Here is a 17,599-nt window from a genome sequence, read left to right on the forward strand (position 1 = left end):
TCAGTAGTAGGCAAGTCGCTTCTCCAGTCTTCTGATCAGCACGGAGGTCGGATAGCTGGCGACCAGGAAGAACACGCCCGCCAGGGTGATCGCCTCCAGATAGGCGAAGTTGCGGGCACCGAATTGCTGTGCGGCGGTGACCAGTTCGACCACCGAGATGGCGAACAGGAACGGCGTGTCCTTGAACATCGAGACCGCGTTGGTGCCCAGCGCGGGCAGGCTCGCCCGGATCGCCTGCGGCAGCACCACCGCGCGCCAGGTGCGCAGCGGCGGCAGCGACAACGCCCTGGCCGCCTCCCACTGCCCCGGCGGCACCGACTCGATTCCGGCCCGGTACACCTCGGCCAGATAACTCGAATAGTGGATGCCCAGCACCACCACACCGATCTGCAGCGCCGAGAACTGCGTGAACAGCGTGTAGGCGAACAGCAGCTGCACCACCAGCGGGGTGAGCCGGACGAACTCGCTGACCGCGTGCACCGGCGCCGCGATCGCGCGCGGCAGCGAATGCCGGACGATGGCGATCACCAGACCCAGCGCCGCGGCCAGCGCGAACCCGAGCACGGTGGCCAGCAGGGTGATCTGGAATCCGTCCCACAGCACGGGCAGCGCCTCGCGGGCCCGCTCCCAACTCCATTGCGCGGTCACGGCGCGGCCCTCATCTCCTCGGGCGCCAGGCTCAACACCTCTTTGAGCGAGGTGCCGCGCCCGAGCCTGGTCTTGGCCCTGGTCTCCAGCAGGTTCATGCCCAGGGTGAGCGCGTAGGCGAGCACGAAGTAGATCACCAGCCCGACCCCGAAGGAGAACAGCGTCTCGCCGGTGGTGCGGCGCAGCTGGCCGATCTCGTAGGTGAGGTCGTGCAGGGTGATGTAGGAGGCCAACGCGGTGGCCTTGAGCAGGTGCACCAGCAGATTGGTCAGCGAGGGCAGCATCAGCGCCCACGCCTGCGGGAACAGCACCCGCCGCATCCGCTGCCACGGGCTGAAACTCAGCGCGACCGCGGCCTCGAACTGGGCGCGCGGCACGGCGTTGAGCGCGCCGCGCACCACCTCCGCGCCGTAGGCGCCGTAGTTCAGGCCCAGCGCCAGGATGCCGCAGAACACCGGGTCCAGCTTGAAGCCCAGCAGCGGCAGCACATAGAACAGCCAGAAGATCTGCACCAGCAGCGAGGTGCCACGGAAGAACTCGATCAGCACCCGGGCACTGCCCCGCGCGGCGAGATGGCGTACCCGCGCGGTGGTGCCCAGCGCCAGTGCCAGGACGAACGCGAGCAGCGCGCCGCCGATGGTCAGTTGCAGCGTCACCACGATGCCCTCGCCCAGGCTGGGCAGGGCGTCGCGCAGCGCGTCCAGGGTGCTCACGGGCGGATCAGATCTCGCCCTCGCACAGCTTGGCGGTCGTGTACTTCGGGTCCGGCAGTTCGCGCTCGGTGAAACCGAACTTCCCGACGATCGAGAGGTAGCGGTCCTTGTCGGCGGTGATCTTGGCCAGCTCCGTGTTGTAGGCGGCGAGCAGGTCCGGATCGCTGGTGCGGAACACCGTGCCACCCGCGCCGACCTGCGGTTTGCCGTCGATCACCGCCACGAACGAGGGCGTGACGTCGACGGCCGCGTCCGGGTTGTGGTTCTTCAACCAGTTCAGTGAGATGGCGGTGAGGGCGAACACGTCGGCGCGGCCGGAGGTGACCGCGTCCATGCCGTCCTGCGGGGTGGCGACCTGGGTGGCGCCGATGCCCAGCGCGGCGGCGTAGTCGGACTCGATCGCGCCGGTCATCGCCGCCATCTTCGCGCCGCTGGCCTGGACGGACTGCATGTCGGTGAGATTCAGCGGATTGCCGGGTTTCACCATGAGCGCGGTGGTGTACATGAATTCCGGCTCGCTGAACGCCGCCTGCTCGCAGCGTTTCGGCAGGATCGACATGCCCGCGCTCACGGCGTCGAAGCGATTGGCCTGCAGGCCGGGGATCAACGCGCCGAATTCGGTCTGTACACCGTCGACGGTCTCGATGCCGAGCGCGCCGAAGATCTCCCGGTGCAGTGCCACCGTGGCGCCGGTGAGCTGACCGTCCTCCTCGAACGAGTAGGGCGCCTCACCCGCGAAACCCACCGTGATACTGCCTTTTTCGCGGAGGTGATCGAGCAGTTGACCGGGTTCGGTGACCTCGGTCCTGGTACAGCCGACCAGGGCGGCACCCACCAGCGCGGCGCCCGCGAGCACCGCGACGCAGCGTCGGGGAAGAGAATTCGTGACGGTCATATCGGACCTCTCGCAATACTTTTGAGCGAAATATGCTTGGGCACGAACCTAAATGCCGGGTATTCCGAAAAAGAGCCGTCGTGATCGGTTTGTTATCTGCTGATTGAAACCGGTGGGGAATGGGTATTCCAGACAAGTTTCCGGCGCGGACGGGGTGTGTGGGCGGCCGGGCGGTAATCCGTTGTGAGTGCGCCGGGACCAGGGACTACGCTGTGCACCCGTGATCACCCGCCTCTCCCGACTGTTCCTGCGCACCCTGCGAGACGATCCCGCCGACGCCGAGGTGCCCAGCCACAAACTGCTCGTCCGCGCCGGATACGTCCGCCGGGTCGCCCCCGGTGTGTACTCGTGGCTGCCGCTGGGCCTGCGCACGCTGCGTCGCATCGAGGACGTGGTGCGCCAGGAGATGGACGCCACCGGCGCCCAGGAGATCTCCCTGCCCGCGCTGCTGCCGCGCGAGCCCTACGAGACCACCAACCGGTGGACCGAATACGGTGACGCCCTGTTCCGTTTGCAGGACCGCAAGGGCGGCGACTACCTGCTCGGTCCCACCCACGAGGAATTGTTCGCGCTCACCGTCAAGGGTGAGTACAACTCCTACAAGGATCTGCCGGTCACGCTCTACCAGATCCAGGCCAAGTACCGCGACGAGGAGCGTCCCCGCGCGGGCATCCTGCGCGGGCGCGAGTTCATCATGAAGGACTCCTACTCCTTCGACCTCGACGACGACGGCCTGGCCACCAGCTACGCCACCCACCGCGCCGCCTACCAGCGCATCTTCGAGCGTCTCGGCGTCGAATACGTGATCGTGGCCGCCACCTCCGGCGCCATGGGCGGCAGCGCGTCCGAGGAATTCCTCGCGCAGAGCCCCGTCGGCGAGGACACCTACGTCACCTGCCTCGAGTCCGGCTACGCCGCCAATGTCGAAGCGGTGGTCACGCCCGCGCCCGCGCCGCTGCCGATCGAGGGCAAGCCCGCCGCCGTCGAATACGACACCCCGAACACCCCCACCATCGCGACCCTGGTCGAGTGGGCCAACGAGGCGAAGGTGCTCGACCGCGCCGTCACCGCGGCCGACACCCTCAAGAACGTGATGGTCAAGCTGCGCCACCCCGACGGCAAGACCGAGATCCTGGGCATCGGCATCCCCGGTGACCGCGAGGTCGACGACAAGCGCCTCGAGGCCTCCGTCGAGCCCGCCGAGGTGGAACTGCTCACCGACGCCGACTTCGCCGCCAACCCCTTCCTGGTGAAGGGCTACATCGGCCCGAAGGCGCTGCAGGCCAACGGTGTCCGCTACCTGGTCGATCCCCGCGTGGTCGAGGGCACCGCCTGGATCACCGGCGCCGACACCCAGGGCAAGCACGTGGTCGGCCTGGTCGCCGGGCGCGACTTCACCCCCGACGGCACCATCGAGGCCGCCGAGGTCCGCGACGGCGATCCCTCGCCCGACGGCGCCGGTGCGTTGGTGGCGGCCCGTGGCATCGAGATCGGCCACATCTTCCAGCTCGGCCGCAAGTACACCGACGCCTTCGACGTCGACGTGCTCGGCGAGAACGGCAAGCCGGTGCGGCTCACCATGGGCTCCTACGGTGTCGGCGTGTCCCGCCTGGTCGCGGTGATCGCCGAACAGCAGCACGACGAGAAGGGCCTGCGCTGGCCCGCCGAGATCGCCCCGTTCGACGTGCACGTGGTGATCGCCAACAAGGACGCCGCCGCCCGCGAGGGCGCCGAGCAGGTGGTCGCGGGTCTGGACGAGCAGGGCCTCGAGGTCCTCTTCGACGACCGCACCGCCTCCCCGGGTGTGAAGTTCAAGGACGCCGAACTGCTCGGTATGCCCTGGATCCTGGTGATCGGTCGCGGCTGGGCCGACGGCACCGTCGAGCTGCGCAACCGCTTCACCGGCGAGGCCGAGGAGATCCCGGCCGGGGACGCGGTCGCCGCCGTCGTCGCCAGGATTCGCGGCTGACTCGCCCGGCCCGATCGTGTCCGCGCGATCGGGCCGGTGAAAGCCCCTGCGGCGCAATCACGCAGGGTATGGCGACGCGGGAGCCGTCGCCGGAGCGGGCTGCTAGCGTCGAGTGGGTGGAGACATTCAGCGATGCGCTGTTGTCGTTGGCGCGGGGGCACCTCGGCGGGGCGATCGAACAGTATTCGGTATTTCAGCAGCACGTCCGGCCCGGGCCGACCCGGGTCGACCACCGGTCCGGCCTGGTCTGGTTGGGTGAGCGGGAATTCACCGCGTCCGGCGAGCTCGGGACCTACGCCGAGGACCACACCTTCCAGTGGGCCTGGGCCAAACCCGCGGTGAACGGCACGCCCGGCGCGGCCGCCTCGATCCGGCTACGCGAACTGGGGCTGCGCCACGGGATTCCCGAATTCGCCACCGAACTCGTCGACCTGTCCCGATTCCCGGACCCCCAACTGGCCGCCGACCACCTGGCGATCATCGCCCTGGGTGTCCTCGGCGTACGGGGCATGACCAAGTTCAACCACGGCGGCCGCGCCTACGCCTACCTGCTCATCGACGACGAGTCCGTGCCGGTCGCCGAGCCGGACCCGGGCCTGGTGGCCGGGATCGTGCGCGGCGCCGCCCAGATGCTGCCCGGCGGCGGCGCGCGATCGGTCGTGGCGGGCTATGCCCGGCGACACCACGCGGCGCTGCGCGACACCGCCGACGGCATGGAAGTCCAACTGCCCGACGGATACCGGCTGGTCGTGCGACTGCACGGTGAGGACCTGCTCGACGTGCGGGTCGTCGACGCCGGGCGCGGCACGGTCGACCCCGCCGCGCCGTCGCCGCGCCCCGAGCGCATCCCGCCGTTCCTCCCTGACCCGCTGCTGAGCGCGCTGGCCGCACCCGCCGCGATCACCGTCGGCGGCCGCGGCTCGCTGCGGGGTGTCCCGACCGCCGCGACGGTCTCGCACCTGTGGTGGGAGCCGATGTTCGGTGATCAGGACGTGGTCGAGGTGCCCGATCGGCCGGTGGCGGTCACCGAGATCGGCGGCTACGACAACGAGGCCAGGATCTGGACGTGGGCGGGGGAGGGGTCGGGTGTCTCGGCCCTGCGCGAGTTGGCCCGCGAACACGGCGCCGCGCACCTGGCGGGCGAGCGGGTCGACCTCGGCAGCACCGTCCACCCCGACGCGGTGGTGACCGCCTTCGTCGCCGCGGCCACGCACCTGGGTGGCGCGCCCGCCTGGGCCGCGCTGCCCGACGGGTCGGGCTGGCGCTACTTCGCCATTACCGATCAAGCCGTGCGCGCCACCGGCACCGACCCGGGCGTGGCCGCGCTGGTCATCGAGACCGCCGCCGACCTGCTGCACCCGCTGACCGACCCGGACAGTCGCTACGCCACCATGCGGGCCATGGTCACCGGCTACCTCGACCGCTACCGGGTGCCCACCCTGACCTTCGGCGAGCCACAGATGCTGATCGGACAGTTCGGGCTCTACGAGCTGCGGGTGGAATTCGACTCCAGCGGCGGCGTCCTCGGCACCCGCACCGGCATGCTCGGCGAGCTCATGATCTGAGTCGGCGGAGCGGCCGGTCAACCTACGCTTACGTAGGGGAAACATGCAGGTAGCGGGACCGGTGGCGGGCGCGGCGCTGCTAAATTGGCCAGATGACGAGTTCGCCCAGCCTGCTGTTCAACCCCGCCACCTACGACCCGCAGCACTTCGACGCCGAGACCCGTCGGCTGCTGCGTGCCACCATCGAGTGGTTCGAGTCCAAGGGCAAGGCGCAGTTGCTGGCCGAGGACCGCGACGCGGTCTGGACCCAGGAGTTCCTCGACTTCGTCGCGAAGGAGAAGCTGTTCGCGACCTTCCTGACCCCGGCCGCCTACGCCGACGGCGACCCGAACAAGCGCTGGGACGCCGCCCGCAACGCCGCGCTGGCCGAGATCTTCGGCTTCTACGGCCTCGCCTACTGGTACGCCGAGCAGGTGACCATTCTCGGCCTGGGCCCGATCTGGCAGAGCGACAACGAGATCGCCAAGCGCAAGGCCGCCGCCGACCTCGACGCCGGTCAGGTCATGGCCTTCGCGCTCTCGGAGCGCGAGCACGGCGCCGACATCTACAACACCGACCTGATCCTCACTCCGAGTGAGCCGGGCAGCGCCGACGCCGAGGCCGGAATCCTGTTCCGCGCCAACGGGGAGAAGTACTACATCGGCAACGGCAATGTGGCCTCGATGGTGTCGGTGTTCTCCCGCCGCGCCGATGTCGAGGGCGCCGACGGCTACATCTGGTTCGCCGCCGACAGCCGTCACGACGACTATCACCTGATCGAGAGCGTCATCCACGGGCAGATGTACGTCAGCCACTTCCGGCTGGAGAACTACCCGGTCACCGCCGCCGACGTGCTGCACGAGGGCCCCGAGGGCTTCTCGGCCGCGCTCAACACGGTCAATGTGGGCAAGTTCAACCTCTGCCACGGCAGCATCGGCATGGTGGAGCACTCGTTCTTCGAGGCCATCACCCACGCCAACAACCGCATCCTCTACGGCAACCCGGTCACCGACTTCGGCCACGTGCGCGGCAATTTCGTCGACGCCTACGCCCGCCTGATCGCGATGAAGCTGTTCAGCGACCGCGCCGTGGACTACTTCCGCAGCGCCTCCCTGGACGACCGCCGCTACCTGCTGTTCAACCCGATGACCAAGTCCAAGGTCACCTCCGAGGGCGAGGTCGCGATGACCCTGCTGCTGGATGTGCTGGCCGCCAAGGGCTTCGAGAAGGCCACCTACTTCGCGCAGGCCTCCCGCTATATCAACCACCTGCCCCGACTCGAGGGCACGGTGCACGTGAACGTGGGCCAGATCCTGAAGTTCATGCCGAACTACCTGTTCAACCCCAAGGAATACCCGGCCATCGGCACCGACCTGGCGCCCGGCGACCAGGAGTTCTTCTGGAAGCAGGGTCCGGCGCGCGGCGCGGGCAAGGTGCAGTTCGCCGACTGGACCCCGGCCTACGAGCAGGCTTCCGACGTGCCCAACGTGGCCCGCTTCTACGAGCAGGCCCAGGCGCTGCGCACCCTGCTGCTCACCGGCGCGCCCGACGCCGCCCAGCAGAAGGACCTGGACTTCATGCTGACCATCGGTCACCTGTTCTCCACGGTGGTCTACGGCCAGCTCATCCTGGAACAGGCCGAACTCACCGGCCTGGACCGCGATGTGGTCGACCAGATCTTCGACTTCCAGATCCGCGACTTCAACACCCACGCCACCGCGCTGCTGGGCAAGCCGTCGGTCACCGAGGATCAGCGCGCCTGGGCCGTCGGTGCCCTGCGCAGCCCCGTCGCCGACACCGCGCGTTTCGACCGGGTGTGGCAGCAGGTGGTGTCCTACGACGGCGCCTACGCGATGCGGCCCTGAGGACAGTAGGCCGGGCCGCCTCCTTCTCGGCGGCCCGGCCTGTGGTTCACCGTGCGTGCCACCTCTTCGTGATGCGACGTGGTCGCGTGCGGGCGATTCGGCGCTGGACGCGGTCCTCGCGATCGGTGAGCGCAGTGCTCGCGCCGAGTCCGCGAAGCCATCGGCGCTCGGTCGGCGCGCAGCGAGTCGGCCGCGCGCGGGCCGATGACGAGGCGGCGCTCAGACTCGGCCGGGGAAGCTGACCGTCACCGGGTTCGCGCCCAGGATCGCCTGCCAGCGGGCCCGGCGGACGGCGGCCTCGGTCAGCGCCTCGGTGGCCGTGGCGCGTACCGCGTCCTCGGTAGCCTGTTCGACGACAGTCAACCAGGCTGCGGCGCAATCGGATTCGACCGCGACCGCGAGGTTGGCGGCCGGGATCGGATCGTCGACCGGGAACGGCGGCTGGTAGGCGGCGTCGGCGGCCTCGGGGCTGGTGCCGTCGGCCTCGAGCAGGTCGATGGTGGCGTCGCGGCGGGCCCGGTGCGCGGCACTGAACTCCGCGACCAGGCGAGCCCGATCGGCATTGGCGTAGGCGGCGATCACACCATAGGAGTAGACGGCGGCGTACTCGCTGTCCAGGGCGGCCTGCAGGGCTTGGCGTTGGTCGGTCATGTCAGCAGCACTCCCGCCTCGGTCGCGCACGCCGCGCTGATGGATGCCAGCAGACCCGCGCGGTATCCGGACTCGGTGCGGGCCAGCGCGGCGGCGGACTGTTGCGAACGCAGCAGCCGGTCGCGCAGCTGGGCGACGGTGCCGGGCTGCCCGGCGGCGGCCTCGACCTCGGCGGCGGGCACCGTCGCGCCGTCGGCGCCGGGCACGGTGACCGCGCCGGTGCGGCGCACGGGGGTGGTGCCGTCGCCGTAGACGCCGATCACCCGATCGATCTCGGCGCGCAGGGCGTCGGCGTGCGCGGTGCGCTCGGTCGCGACGGTGCTCAGCGCGGCGCTGGACTGCGGGGCGAGCGCGATGGCGGCCGACGCGGCCGCGGCGTCGGCGCGCGCCAGGACTTCCTGGGCGGCCAGGGGATCGGGGGCGTGCACGGTGTCGTCCTCGGCGCACGCCGCGAGCGTGGCGACCACCGGCACGGCGAGCACGCTCGCGCCCGCGAACCGGAACACGGTGCGGCGGCGCACGGCGGCCGTCACCGGAAGTCGCTGTGCGCGTAGGAGATTCGACCGGGCCGACGAGTCGAGGGGTACCGGCTGGGATTCGTGCCGGTCGGAGCGCATGCCGGACGGTCGCCCGGCGCTCGGCGGGGCGGTATGGCGGAAGGGCACGTGCACCATCGTGCCAGATCCGCGCGGGCGCGCTCACCGCGCCGCGACACGTCCGGGCACGCCGGGTGGACCGGTGCGCACCGGCAGTCCGCCGGTCCTTTACACTCTCGGAGCGCGTTACGCTAGACCTTCGGCGTAGAAATTTCCGATCGCGTCACAACTGAACCAGGAGCCGCCCATATGCCGATGCCCACCGAGGAAAGGGTGAGCCAGCTAGTCGCTGAGCTCGTCGCACGCCGGGGATTCGACCTCGAGGGCGTCGCGATCGCGGCCGCGGGCAAAGACGAGCTGGCTCCGGTTCGGGTGAAGGTCACCGTGGACAGCGACGGACCCGCCGACCTGGACGCCATCGCCGAACTCAGCCGCGAGATGTCCGAACTGCTCGACGCGGCAGGCGATTTCGGCGAATCCGCCTATCTGCTGGAAGTGACCACGCCCGGCGTGGACCGTCCACTGTCCACCGACCGGCACTGGCGCCGCGCCCAGGGGCGCAAGGTGAAACTCGCGCTGCGCGAGGGCGCCGAGCCCGTCGAGGGCAAGACCCGCTTCGAGGCCCGCGCCGGGCAACTCGCCGACGACGGCACCGTGGCGCTGGTCCTGGGCGGCAAGAACAAGCCGCATCGCGTGCACGTACCGCTCGCCGACATCGCCACCGCGGTCGTCCAGGTCGAGTTCAACGCGCCCGGTGCCACCGAACTCGAACTCGCCGGTGGCATCCCCACCGGTCGTCCCGTGCCCGGCGACGAGCCCGCCGACCTCGCCGCGCCGGGCAACCACAGTGACTCTCCCACCGAAGGGGTTGCGGAATGAACATCGAAATCGAAGCCTTGCGGGCGATCGTCGCCGACAAGGGCATCTCCATCGAGACCGTGATCTCGGCGATCGAGTCGGCACTGCTCACCGCCTACCGGCACACCGAGGGGCATCAGCCCAACGCGCGCATCGACATCAACCAGAAGACCGGCGTGGTCCGGGTGATGGCGCGCGAACTCGACGCCGACGGCAACCTCGTCTCCGAATGGGACGACACCCCCGAGGGCTTCGGCCGGATCGCGGCGACCACCGCGCGCCAGGTCGTGCTGCAGCGCCTGCGCGACGCCGAGAACGAGAAGTCCTTCGGCGAGTTCGCCACCCACGAGGGCGACATCGTCGGCGGCGTGGTGCAGCGCGACGCCAGGGCCAACGCGCGCGGTGTGGTCGTGGTCCGCATCGGCAGCGAGGCCAACGGCGTGGAGGGGCTGATCCCGCCCGCCGAACAGGTGCCGGGGGAGACCTACGAGCACGGCGACCGGATCAAGTGCTACGTCTACGGTGTCTCGCGCGGTCCGCGCGGCCCGCAGGTGCAGCTCTCGCGCACGCACCCGAACCTGGTGCGGCGGCTGTTCTCGCTCGAGGTGCCCGAGATCGCCGACGGCTCGGTGGAGATCGTCGCGGTCGCCCGCGAGTCCGGACACCGCTCCAAGATCGCCGTGCGCTCCACCGTGCCCGGCGTGAACGCCAAGGGCGCCTGCATCGGCCCGATGGGTCAGCGCGTGCGCAACGTGATGAGCGAGCTGGCCGGTGAGAAGATCGATATCATCGACTACGCCGAGGACCCGGCGACCTTCGTGGGCAATGCGCTCTCGCCCTCGAAAGTGGTTTCGGTCACTGTCGTCGATCCCGACGCCAGGGCGGCGCGGGTGATCGTGCCCGACTTCCAGTTGTCGCTGGCGATCGGCAAGGAGGGCCAGAATGCCCGCCTGGCTGCCCGTCTGACCGGTTGGCGCATCGATATCCGCAGCGACGCGGCACCGGAGGCGGGCGAATCGGCGCGTCCGGAGGCGCACCGTAGTTGAGGAAAACGCGGGAATCCCGACCCCCGGATGACATGTTGGTAACTTCGGAAGGGGAGGGGTTCGTCGTTATGACCGGGTCACCGGTAGAGTGGGTACAGGACCGGCCCGCGCACTCCGTTCGAACCTGTATCGGATGCCGTCTGCGTGAGCCGTCCGCCGAGCTGTTGCGGATCGTGGCGCGGCATCGGGACACCGGCGGTGACACCGCTGGAGCCCCCGCTGTCGCGATCGTTCCCGATCCGCGGCGCAGACTTCCCGGACGGGGTGCCTGGCTGCACCCCGTTTCAGCCTGTCTGCGTTCCGCAGAGCGGCGCCGAGCCTTCGGCAGAGCCCTACGAGTGTCCGGAAATCTGGATATCTCAGCCCTGGAGCAGTACCTCGAGAACAGGCACGAGCACTCATGAGCACACCGTGAAGCACCAACGATGAACGTCCATCGGAGATAACCCGAGGTCGTGCGGGCCGCCGTCCCCTTACACGGTGGCGCTGCTCGGCCTCTCAGTGAGGAGAGCAGTGGCAGGCAAGGCCCGCGTGCACGAGTTGGCAAAAGAGCTCGGTGTCACGTCCAAAGAACTACTCGCGAAGCTCAAGGAGCAAGGCGAGTTCGTGAAGTCGGCGTCCTCGACGGTGGAAGCACCCGTCGCCCGTCGTCTGCGCGAATCGCTCGCGTCGAAGTCCGCTCCGGCGACCGACGCGAAGCCCGCGGCCCGTCCCGGTCCGTCGCAGGCGGCCCGTCCGGGCGCCAAGCCCACCCCGGGTGGCCCCCGTCCGGGTCCGCGTCCGGCCCCGGCGGCTCCCGCCGCGGCGGCGACCCCGGCTCCGGCCGCCCCGGCCCCCGCGGCCGAGGTCAAGCCCGCTCCGGCCAAGCCCACCCCGGCGGCCGCGCAGTCGGCTCCGGCCAAGCCCGCCGGTGCCCCGGCGCCCGGTCCGCGTCCGGCGCCCGGCGCCCCGCGTCCGGGTCAGCCGCAGGCCCAGCGTCCCGGCGCGCCCGCTCCGGGCGCCCCGGCGCCGCGCCCGGCCGGTCCCGGCCCCAAGCCCGGTCCGAAGACCCCTCGGGTCGGCAACAACCCGTTCAGCTCCGCACCGGATCGTGATCGTCCGGCGCCGCGTCCCGCCCCGCAGGGTGGCCCGCGTCCGACCCCGGGTCAGGGCGGTCCCCGTCCGGCTCCGGGTCAGGGTGGCCCCCGTCCGGCTCCCGGTCAGGGCGGTCCCCGCCCCGGTCAGGGCCAGGGTGGTCCGCGTCCGGCCGCCGCGCAGGGCGGTGCCCCGCGTCCCGGTGGGCCGCGTCCGACCCCGGGTTCGATGCCTCCGCGTCCGAACCCCGGTGCCATGCCCGCGCGTTCCGCGCGTCCGGGTCCGGCGGCCGGTGGCCGTCCGGGTCGTCCGGGCGGTGCGCCCGGTGCCGGTCGTCCCGGTGGCGGCGGTGGCGGCTACCGCGGTGGCGGTGGCGGTGCCCCCGGTGCCGGTCAGGGTGCCGGTGCGCCCGCGGCCGGTGGTTTCCGTGGTCGTCCCGGTGGCGGCGGTGGTCGTCCGGGTGGTCCCGGTGGCCGTGGTGGCGCGGCAGGCGCGTTCGGTCGTCCCGGTGGCGCTCCGCGTCGTGGCCGTAAGTCGAAGCGGGCCAAGCGCGCCGAGTACGAGAACATGCAGGCGCCCGCCGTCGGTGGCGTGCGGCTGCCGCGCGGTAACGGCGAGATCATCCGGCTCGCCCGTGGCGCCTCGCTGTCGGACTTCGCCGAGAAGATCGACGCGAACCCCGCTGCGCTTGTGCAGGCGCTGTTCAACCTCGGTGAGATGGTCACCGCGACCCAGTCGGTCAACGACGAGACCCTCGAGCTGCTCGGCAGCGAGATGAACTACGTCGTGCACGTGGTCAGCCCCGAGGACGAGGACCGTGAGCTGCTGGAGTCCTTCGACCTCACCTACGGCGAGGACGCGGGCACCGAGGAAGACCTCGAGCAGCGTCCGCCGGTCGTGACCGTGATGGGTCACGTCGACCACGGTAAGACCCGACTGCTGGACACGATCCGCAAGGCCAACGTCCGCGAGGGCGAGGCCGGTGGCATCACCCAGCACATCGGTGCCTACCAGGTGCTGACGAACCTCAACGACGAAGAGCGCCTGATCACCTTCATCGACACCCCGGGTCACGAGGCGTTCACCGCCATGCGTGCCCGTGGCGCGAAGGCCACCGACATCGCGATCCTCGTGGTCGCGGCCGACGACGGCGTCATGCCGCAGACGGTGGAAGCGATCAACCACGCCCAGGCGGCCGACGTGCCGATCGTGGTCGCGGTCAACAAGATCGACAAGGAAGGCGCCAACCCGGACAAGATCCGGCAGCAGCTGACCGAGTACGGCCTGGTGACCGAGGAATACGGTGGCGACACCATGTTCGTCGACATCTCGGCCAAGCAGGGCACCAATATCGACGCGCTGCTGGAAGCGGTCCTGCTGACCGCCGACGCCTCGCTCGACCTGCGGGCCAACCCGGACATGGACGCCCAGGGTGTCGCCATCGAGGCGCACCTCGACCGCGGCCGTGGCCCGGTGGCCACCGTGCTCATCCAGCGCGGCACGCTGCACGTCGGCGACTCGATCGTGGCGGGCGACGCCTACGGTCGCGTGCGCCGCATGGTTGACGAGCACGGCGAGGACGTCCACGCGGCGTCGCCGTCGCGCCCGGTGCAGGTCATCGGTTTCACCTCGGTGCCCGGCGCCGGTGACAACCTGATCGTGGTCGAGGAAGACCGCATCGCCCGTCAGATCGCCGATCGCCGCAACGCTCGCAAGCGCAACGCCCTGGCCGCGCGCAGCCGCAAGCGGATCAGCCTGGAAGATCTGGATGCCGCCCTGAAGGAGACTTCGGAGCTCAACCTGATCCTCAAGGGCGACAACTCCGGTACCGTCGAGGCCCTCGAAGAGGCCCTGCTCGGCATCGAGATCGACGACGAGGTGCGTCTGCGCGTCATCGACCGCGGTGTCGGTGGCGTCACCGAGACCAACGTCAACCTGGCGTCGGCCTCGAACGCGATCATCATCGGCTTCAACGTCCGCGCGGAGGGCAAGGCCACCGAGCTGGCCAACCGCGAGGGCGTCGACATCCGGTACTACTCGGTGATCTACCAGGCCATCGACGAGATCGAGAAGGCCCTCAAGGGCATGCTCAAGCCGATCTACGAAGAGGTCGAACTGGGCCGGGCGGAGATCCGCGCGATCTTCCGTTCGTCGAAGGTCGGCAATATCGCCGGTTGCATGGTCCTGTCGGGTTCGGTCAAGCGCAACGCCAAGGCGCGCCTGATCCGCGACGGCCGGGTGATCGCCGAGACGATGACCATCTCCTCGCTCAAGCGGGAGAAGGACGACGCCACCGAGGTGCGCGAAGGTTACGAGTGCGGTATGACCGTGACCTACAACGACATCAAGGACGGCGACATCATCGAGGCTTACGAGCTGCGCGAGAAGCCGCGCGACTGATATCGCACACCGCTCACACGCCGCATCCGAGTCATCGGGTGCGGCGTGTGGTCATGCGTGCGATCCCATCTACCAGGAGGTGAGCACCGCTGTACATCGGTGCGCTCGAATTCGATCTACTGCTCGGTGACGTGCACTCGCTCAAGGAGAAGCGGTCGGTGATCCGGCCGATTCTCGCGGAGCTGCAGAAACGCTTCGCCGTGAACGCCGCCGAGGCCGGAGATCAGGACCTGCACCGCCGAGCACTGCTCGGGGTGGCCATGGTCAGTGCGGAAACGGGACACCTGAACGAGGTGCTCGACAAGTGTGAGCGGCACGTCGCCGCCCGTCCGGAGATAGAGTTGCTGGCAGTACGCCGCCGGATCTTCGGACCCGAAGACTAGATCAGAGGAGGACAGACCCATGGTGGATCAAGCCAGGGCACGCCGACTCGCCAAGCGGATTTCCGCGATCGTGGCCACCGCGATCGAGTACGAGATCAAGGATCCGCGGCTGCGGTTCGTCACCGTCACCGACGCCAAGGTGACCGGCGATCTGCGCGAGGCGACGGTGTTCTACACGGTGATGGGCGAGACGCTCGAGACCGAACCCGACTACGCGGCCGCGGCCGCCGGTCTGGAGGCGGCCAAGGGTGTGCTGCGGTCCAAGGTCGGCGCCGGTACCGGAGTGAAGTTCACCCCGATCCTGTCGTTCACGCTGGACAAGGTGCCCGACGCGGCCCGCGAGATGGAGGAGCTGCTGGCCCGGGCTCGCGCCATCGACGACGAGGTGGCCAAGGTCGCGGCCAATGCCACGCACGCGGGCGAGGCCGACCCGTACAAGTCCGATCGCGACGACGAAGACGCCGAGTAGTCCGATGTCCGACCGGCGTCCGACGACGTTGGCCCGCGTCCGCGCGCGGGGCGTCGGGGCATGCCCCGGGGTCCGTGCCCGATGACCGGAGTACTGGACGGAACCCAACTGGACGCTGCCGTCGCCGCGCTGGCGGCGGCGCGTTCGGTGACCGTGCTGTGCCACGTGCACCCCGACGCCGACACGATCGGCAGCGGACTGGCACTGGCGTTGGCGCTGGACCGGCGCGGGGTGCCGGTGTGCGTGTCGTTCGCCGAGCCCGCCGAGCTGCCGCTGTCGTTGCGCACGCTGCCGGGCGTGCGGCATGTGGTGCCGCCCGCGCGGGTGCCCGCCGAGGTCGATCTGCTGATCGTGGTCGACTGCGGTGCGCGCAGCCGCCTGGGCGCGCTCGCGGATCGATTACCCGGCGCGGGCACGACGGTGGTCATCGACCATCACCGTGCCAATGACGGTTTCGGCACCGTCGACCTGATCGACGAGTCCGCGGCCTCGACCACCGAGCTGGTCACCCGGCTGCTCGATGCCTGGGGTGTCGCGCTCGACGCCGAGATCGCGCACTGTCTGTTCGCGGGCCTGGTCACCGATACCGGCTCGTTCCGCTGGGCCAGGCCCGGCAGCCACGCCCTGGCCGAGCGGCTGCTCGCCACCGGTATCGACGGGGCCGAGATCACTCGCGTCCTGCTCGACACCCATCCCTTCACCTGGCTGCCCATGCTGGCCAAGGCCCTCGCCTCGGCGGTGGTCGTGCCCGACGCGGCGGGGGTGGGCCTGGTCTACGCGCTGGTGCGCGCCGCCGACACCCACGAGGTCGGGCCCGAAGAGGTCGAGAGCGTCATCGACGTCATCCGCACGACCGCCGAGGCGGGCATCGCCGCCGTGTTCAAGGAAGCCCGCGGCCAGAACGACCGCTGGACGGTCTCGCTGCGCTCCCGCGACTCGGCGCCGGGCATGTCCGACGGGGTCGATGTCGCCGCGATCGCGTCGGGGTTCGGTGGTGGTGGGCATCGGTTCGCGGCGGGGTACACGACCTACGGCAGCGCCGAGAGTGTGGTCCGCGCGCTGGTCGCCGCGCTCGGCTGACGCTGGCCGACTCCGTCGTTCTCGAGCCTCGGGCTTCAGTGCGCCTCGAACTCAGGACACGGTGACCGGGACGCGGCGGAGCCGGGAGGCCAGGAGCGCGCCGAGCAGGGTGGTCGCCGCGCAGAGGCCGAAGGCCAGGGCGGGGCGGTCGACGAGCAGGCCGGTGAGGCCCGCGACGACGAGGCCGCCGAGATTGCCGGTCATCCAGATCAGGCCCGCAGCCGTGCCGTCGGCGGTGCCGGTGTGGCGTTCGGCCATGGCCAGCACGATCGGCAGCGCGGGCAGCAGGGTGAGGCCGATCAGGACGAAGGCCAGGAATCCGGTGGCCAGGCCGGGTGCCACGGCGACGATCAGACACGCCAGCGCGCTGGCCGTGAGCCCCACCATCACCGCGGGCAGCTCGACACCGCGCCGCAGCACCGCGACCGGGACCACCGCGCAGCCGACGACACCGGCGACCACATTGACCAGCAGCACCACACTGGCCGCGTCCGCGCTCACGCCCGCCGGTTCCAGCAGGGCCTGGCCGAAGGTCGCCAGGGCGACGAAGGTGCCGAACGGGAAGAACACCGCCGCGCACAGTCTGCGCACGTAGCTGTCGCCCAGCGTCGTCCGCAGCGCCACCATCGACGTCGACGTGCTCGCCACCGGTCCCGCACCCGCGCGTCGCAGTTCCAGCGTGAGCAGTGCCGCGGCGACGCTCGCGAAGACGGCGCCGATCGCGGCGAGGGTCGTCAGCTGATCCGCGCGGGGCAGCAGCGCGCCGAGTACGAAGGCGGCCGCCATTCCGGCGAACGTGCTGGCCGTGCCGACGGCGATGCCGGTCGCCCGGTGCTTCTCCGGCAGATAGTGCCCGGCGACGCCGGTGATGGCGTTGAGCACCAGTGGCTGCGCCACCGCGACGACGGTCTGGCCGAGCAGGACCACGGCGAATCCGTCATGCAGCAGCCGAAGATCCGCGCCGATCGCGGTGAGTACGGCACCGGCGATCAGGGCGGGCCGGAACCAGCGGTCGAGCAGGATGCCCGCCGGAATCGCGAGCACCACGTACAGCAGCGGGAACATGTTGGCCAGCCACCCCACGGCCGATTCGGAGACCTCGAAGTGCTCGGCCGCGACGGTCGTCACCGGGGCATAGGTGAGCCACACGAGCTGAGTCGCCGCGCCGACCAGGGCGAAGGCGGTGATCACCCGCCATCGTCGCGTACACGTCATGTCGATCGCTGTCCTGAGTTGTTCGGGCGAACGGATGTTCGCGGGGAAGCCCATAGCTGGGCGGATGACCAGTATTGCGGCTGTGGGCGTTCCGTGCCGATGTTTCGCGCTGTTGCCCCACGCGTCCCCCCACGCGGTGCGGGCGGTGGGCTGGTGGCCCACGCCCCTGTGGTGGCGCGGTAGGTGTCGGTGG

General features: G+C 70.2%; 16 protein-coding genes. 10 read left to right on the forward strand and 6 right to left on the reverse strand.

Annotated features, from left to right (window positions below):
• From ehuD to ehuB, 3 genes are read right to left on the reverse strand one after another with little or no spacing between them, the layout of a single operon-like run.
• Positions 1-648 carry an ectoine/hydroxyectoine ABC transporter permease subunit EhuD gene (gene ehuD, locus QC180_RS18075; protein WP_278263926.1) on the reverse strand — a complete coding sequence of 216 codons (648 nt, stop codon included), beginning with the start codon at positions 646-648 and terminating at the stop codon, positions 1-3.
• Entirely contained in the window at positions 645-1,352 is a 708-nt protein-coding gene (gene ehuC, locus QC180_RS18080) for an ectoine/hydroxyectoine ABC transporter permease subunit EhuC (protein ID WP_474646484.1), read from the reverse strand. The genes ehuD and ehuC overlap by 4 nt, the downstream gene beginning before the upstream one ends.
• 16 nt (positions 1,353-1,368) lie before the next feature.
• Positions 1,369-2,256, reverse strand: a complete 888-nt coding sequence (ehuB, locus tag QC180_RS18085; protein WP_278263928.1) for an ectoine/hydroxyectoine ABC transporter substrate-binding protein EhuB — start codon at positions 2,254-2,256, stop codon at positions 1,369-1,371.
• A gap of 220 nt (positions 2,257-2,476) precedes the next feature.
• Between ehuB and QC180_RS18090 the strand changes: the two genes are divergently transcribed.
• The 3 genes from QC180_RS18090 to QC180_RS18100 all read left to right on the forward strand — a co-directional run bounded on the left by QC180_RS18090 (position 2,477) and on the right by QC180_RS18100 (position 7,634).
• Complete coding sequence (locus QC180_RS18090) at positions 2,477-4,225, forward strand: proline--tRNA ligase (protein ID WP_278263929.1); 1,749 nt, start codon at positions 2,477-2,479, stop codon at positions 4,223-4,225.
• Between the two features lie 116 nt (positions 4,226-4,341).
• A complete protein-coding gene (locus QC180_RS18095; protein WP_278263930.1) occupies positions 4,342-5,790 on the forward strand; it encodes a DUF6882 domain-containing protein in 1,449 nt (482 codons plus the stop codon).
• Between the two features lie 92 nt (positions 5,791-5,882).
• The gene (locus QC180_RS18100; RefSeq protein WP_278263931.1) at positions 5,883-7,634 is read left to right on the forward strand and encodes an acyl-CoA dehydrogenase family protein; all 1,752 of its coding nucleotides are present in this window, start codon (positions 5,883-5,885) and stop codon (positions 7,632-7,634) included.
• A gap of 219 nt (positions 7,635-7,853) precedes the next feature.
• Here the strand turns inward: QC180_RS18100 and QC180_RS18105 are convergent, their stop codons facing one another.
• The gene (locus tag QC180_RS18105) at positions 7,854-8,285 is read right to left on the reverse strand and encodes a ferritin-like domain-containing protein (protein WP_278263932.1); all 432 of its coding nucleotides are present in this window, start codon (positions 8,283-8,285) and stop codon (positions 7,854-7,856) included.
• Complete coding sequence (locus tag QC180_RS18110) at positions 8,282-8,959, reverse strand: hypothetical protein (protein ID WP_347567332.1); 678 nt, start codon at positions 8,957-8,959, stop codon at positions 8,282-8,284. The genes QC180_RS18105 and QC180_RS18110 overlap by 4 nt, the downstream gene beginning before the upstream one ends.
• Positions 8,960-9,130: 171 nt before the next feature.
• On the opposite strand from QC180_RS18110, the gene rimP reads away from it, so the two are divergent.
• From rimP to QC180_RS18145, 7 genes are all read left to right on the forward strand, one after another.
• Complete coding sequence (gene rimP / locus QC180_RS18115) at positions 9,131-9,760, forward strand: ribosome maturation factor RimP (RefSeq protein WP_474646473.1); 630 nt, start codon at positions 9,131-9,133, stop codon at positions 9,758-9,760.
• Positions 9,757-10,785 carry a transcription termination factor NusA gene (gene nusA / locus QC180_RS18120; RefSeq protein WP_278263933.1) on the forward strand — a complete coding sequence of 343 codons (1,029 nt, stop codon included), beginning with the start codon at positions 9,757-9,759 and terminating at the stop codon, positions 10,783-10,785. The genes rimP and nusA overlap by 4 nt, the downstream gene beginning before the upstream one ends.
• A gap of 68 nt (positions 10,786-10,853) precedes the next feature.
• Positions 10,854-11,189 carry a YlxR family protein gene (locus QC180_RS18125; protein ID WP_278263934.1) on the forward strand — a complete coding sequence of 112 codons (336 nt, stop codon included), beginning with the start codon at positions 10,854-10,856 and terminating at the stop codon, positions 11,187-11,189.
• 109 nt (positions 11,190-11,298) lie between these two features.
• Positions 11,299-14,259 (forward strand): translation initiation factor IF-2, encoded by a 2,961-nt coding sequence (infB, locus tag QC180_RS18130; RefSeq protein WP_278263935.1) that lies wholly within the window; start codon positions 11,299-11,301, stop codon positions 14,257-14,259.
• Positions 14,260-14,348: 89 nt separating this feature from the next.
• Positions 14,349-14,642 carry a DUF503 domain-containing protein gene (locus QC180_RS18135; protein ID WP_067492601.1) on the forward strand — a complete coding sequence of 98 codons (294 nt, stop codon included), beginning with the start codon at positions 14,349-14,351 and terminating at the stop codon, positions 14,640-14,642.
• A 19-nt stretch (positions 14,643-14,661) separates the two neighbouring features.
• On the forward strand, positions 14,662-15,111 hold the full coding sequence (rbfA, locus tag QC180_RS18140) for a 30S ribosome-binding factor RbfA (RefSeq protein WP_278263936.1): 450 nt from the start codon (positions 14,662-14,664) through the stop codon (positions 15,109-15,111).
• A gap of 81 nt (positions 15,112-15,192) precedes the next feature.
• Entirely contained in the window at positions 15,193-16,191 is a 999-nt protein-coding gene (locus QC180_RS18145) for a DHH family phosphoesterase (RefSeq protein WP_278263937.1), read from the forward strand.
• A gap of 51 nt (positions 16,192-16,242) precedes the next feature.
• Here QC180_RS18145 and QC180_RS18150 read toward each other — a convergent pair whose 3' ends face one another.
• Entirely contained in the window at positions 16,243-17,406 is a 1,164-nt protein-coding gene (locus tag QC180_RS18150) for an MFS transporter (RefSeq protein WP_278263938.1), read from the reverse strand.
• Positions 17,407-17,599 lie beyond the last annotated feature (193 nt).

The sequence above is a fragment of the Nocardia anocheti genome, from assembly GCF_029675105.1.
Lineage (GTDB): Bacteria > Actinomycetota > Actinomycetes > Mycobacteriales > Mycobacteriaceae > Nocardia.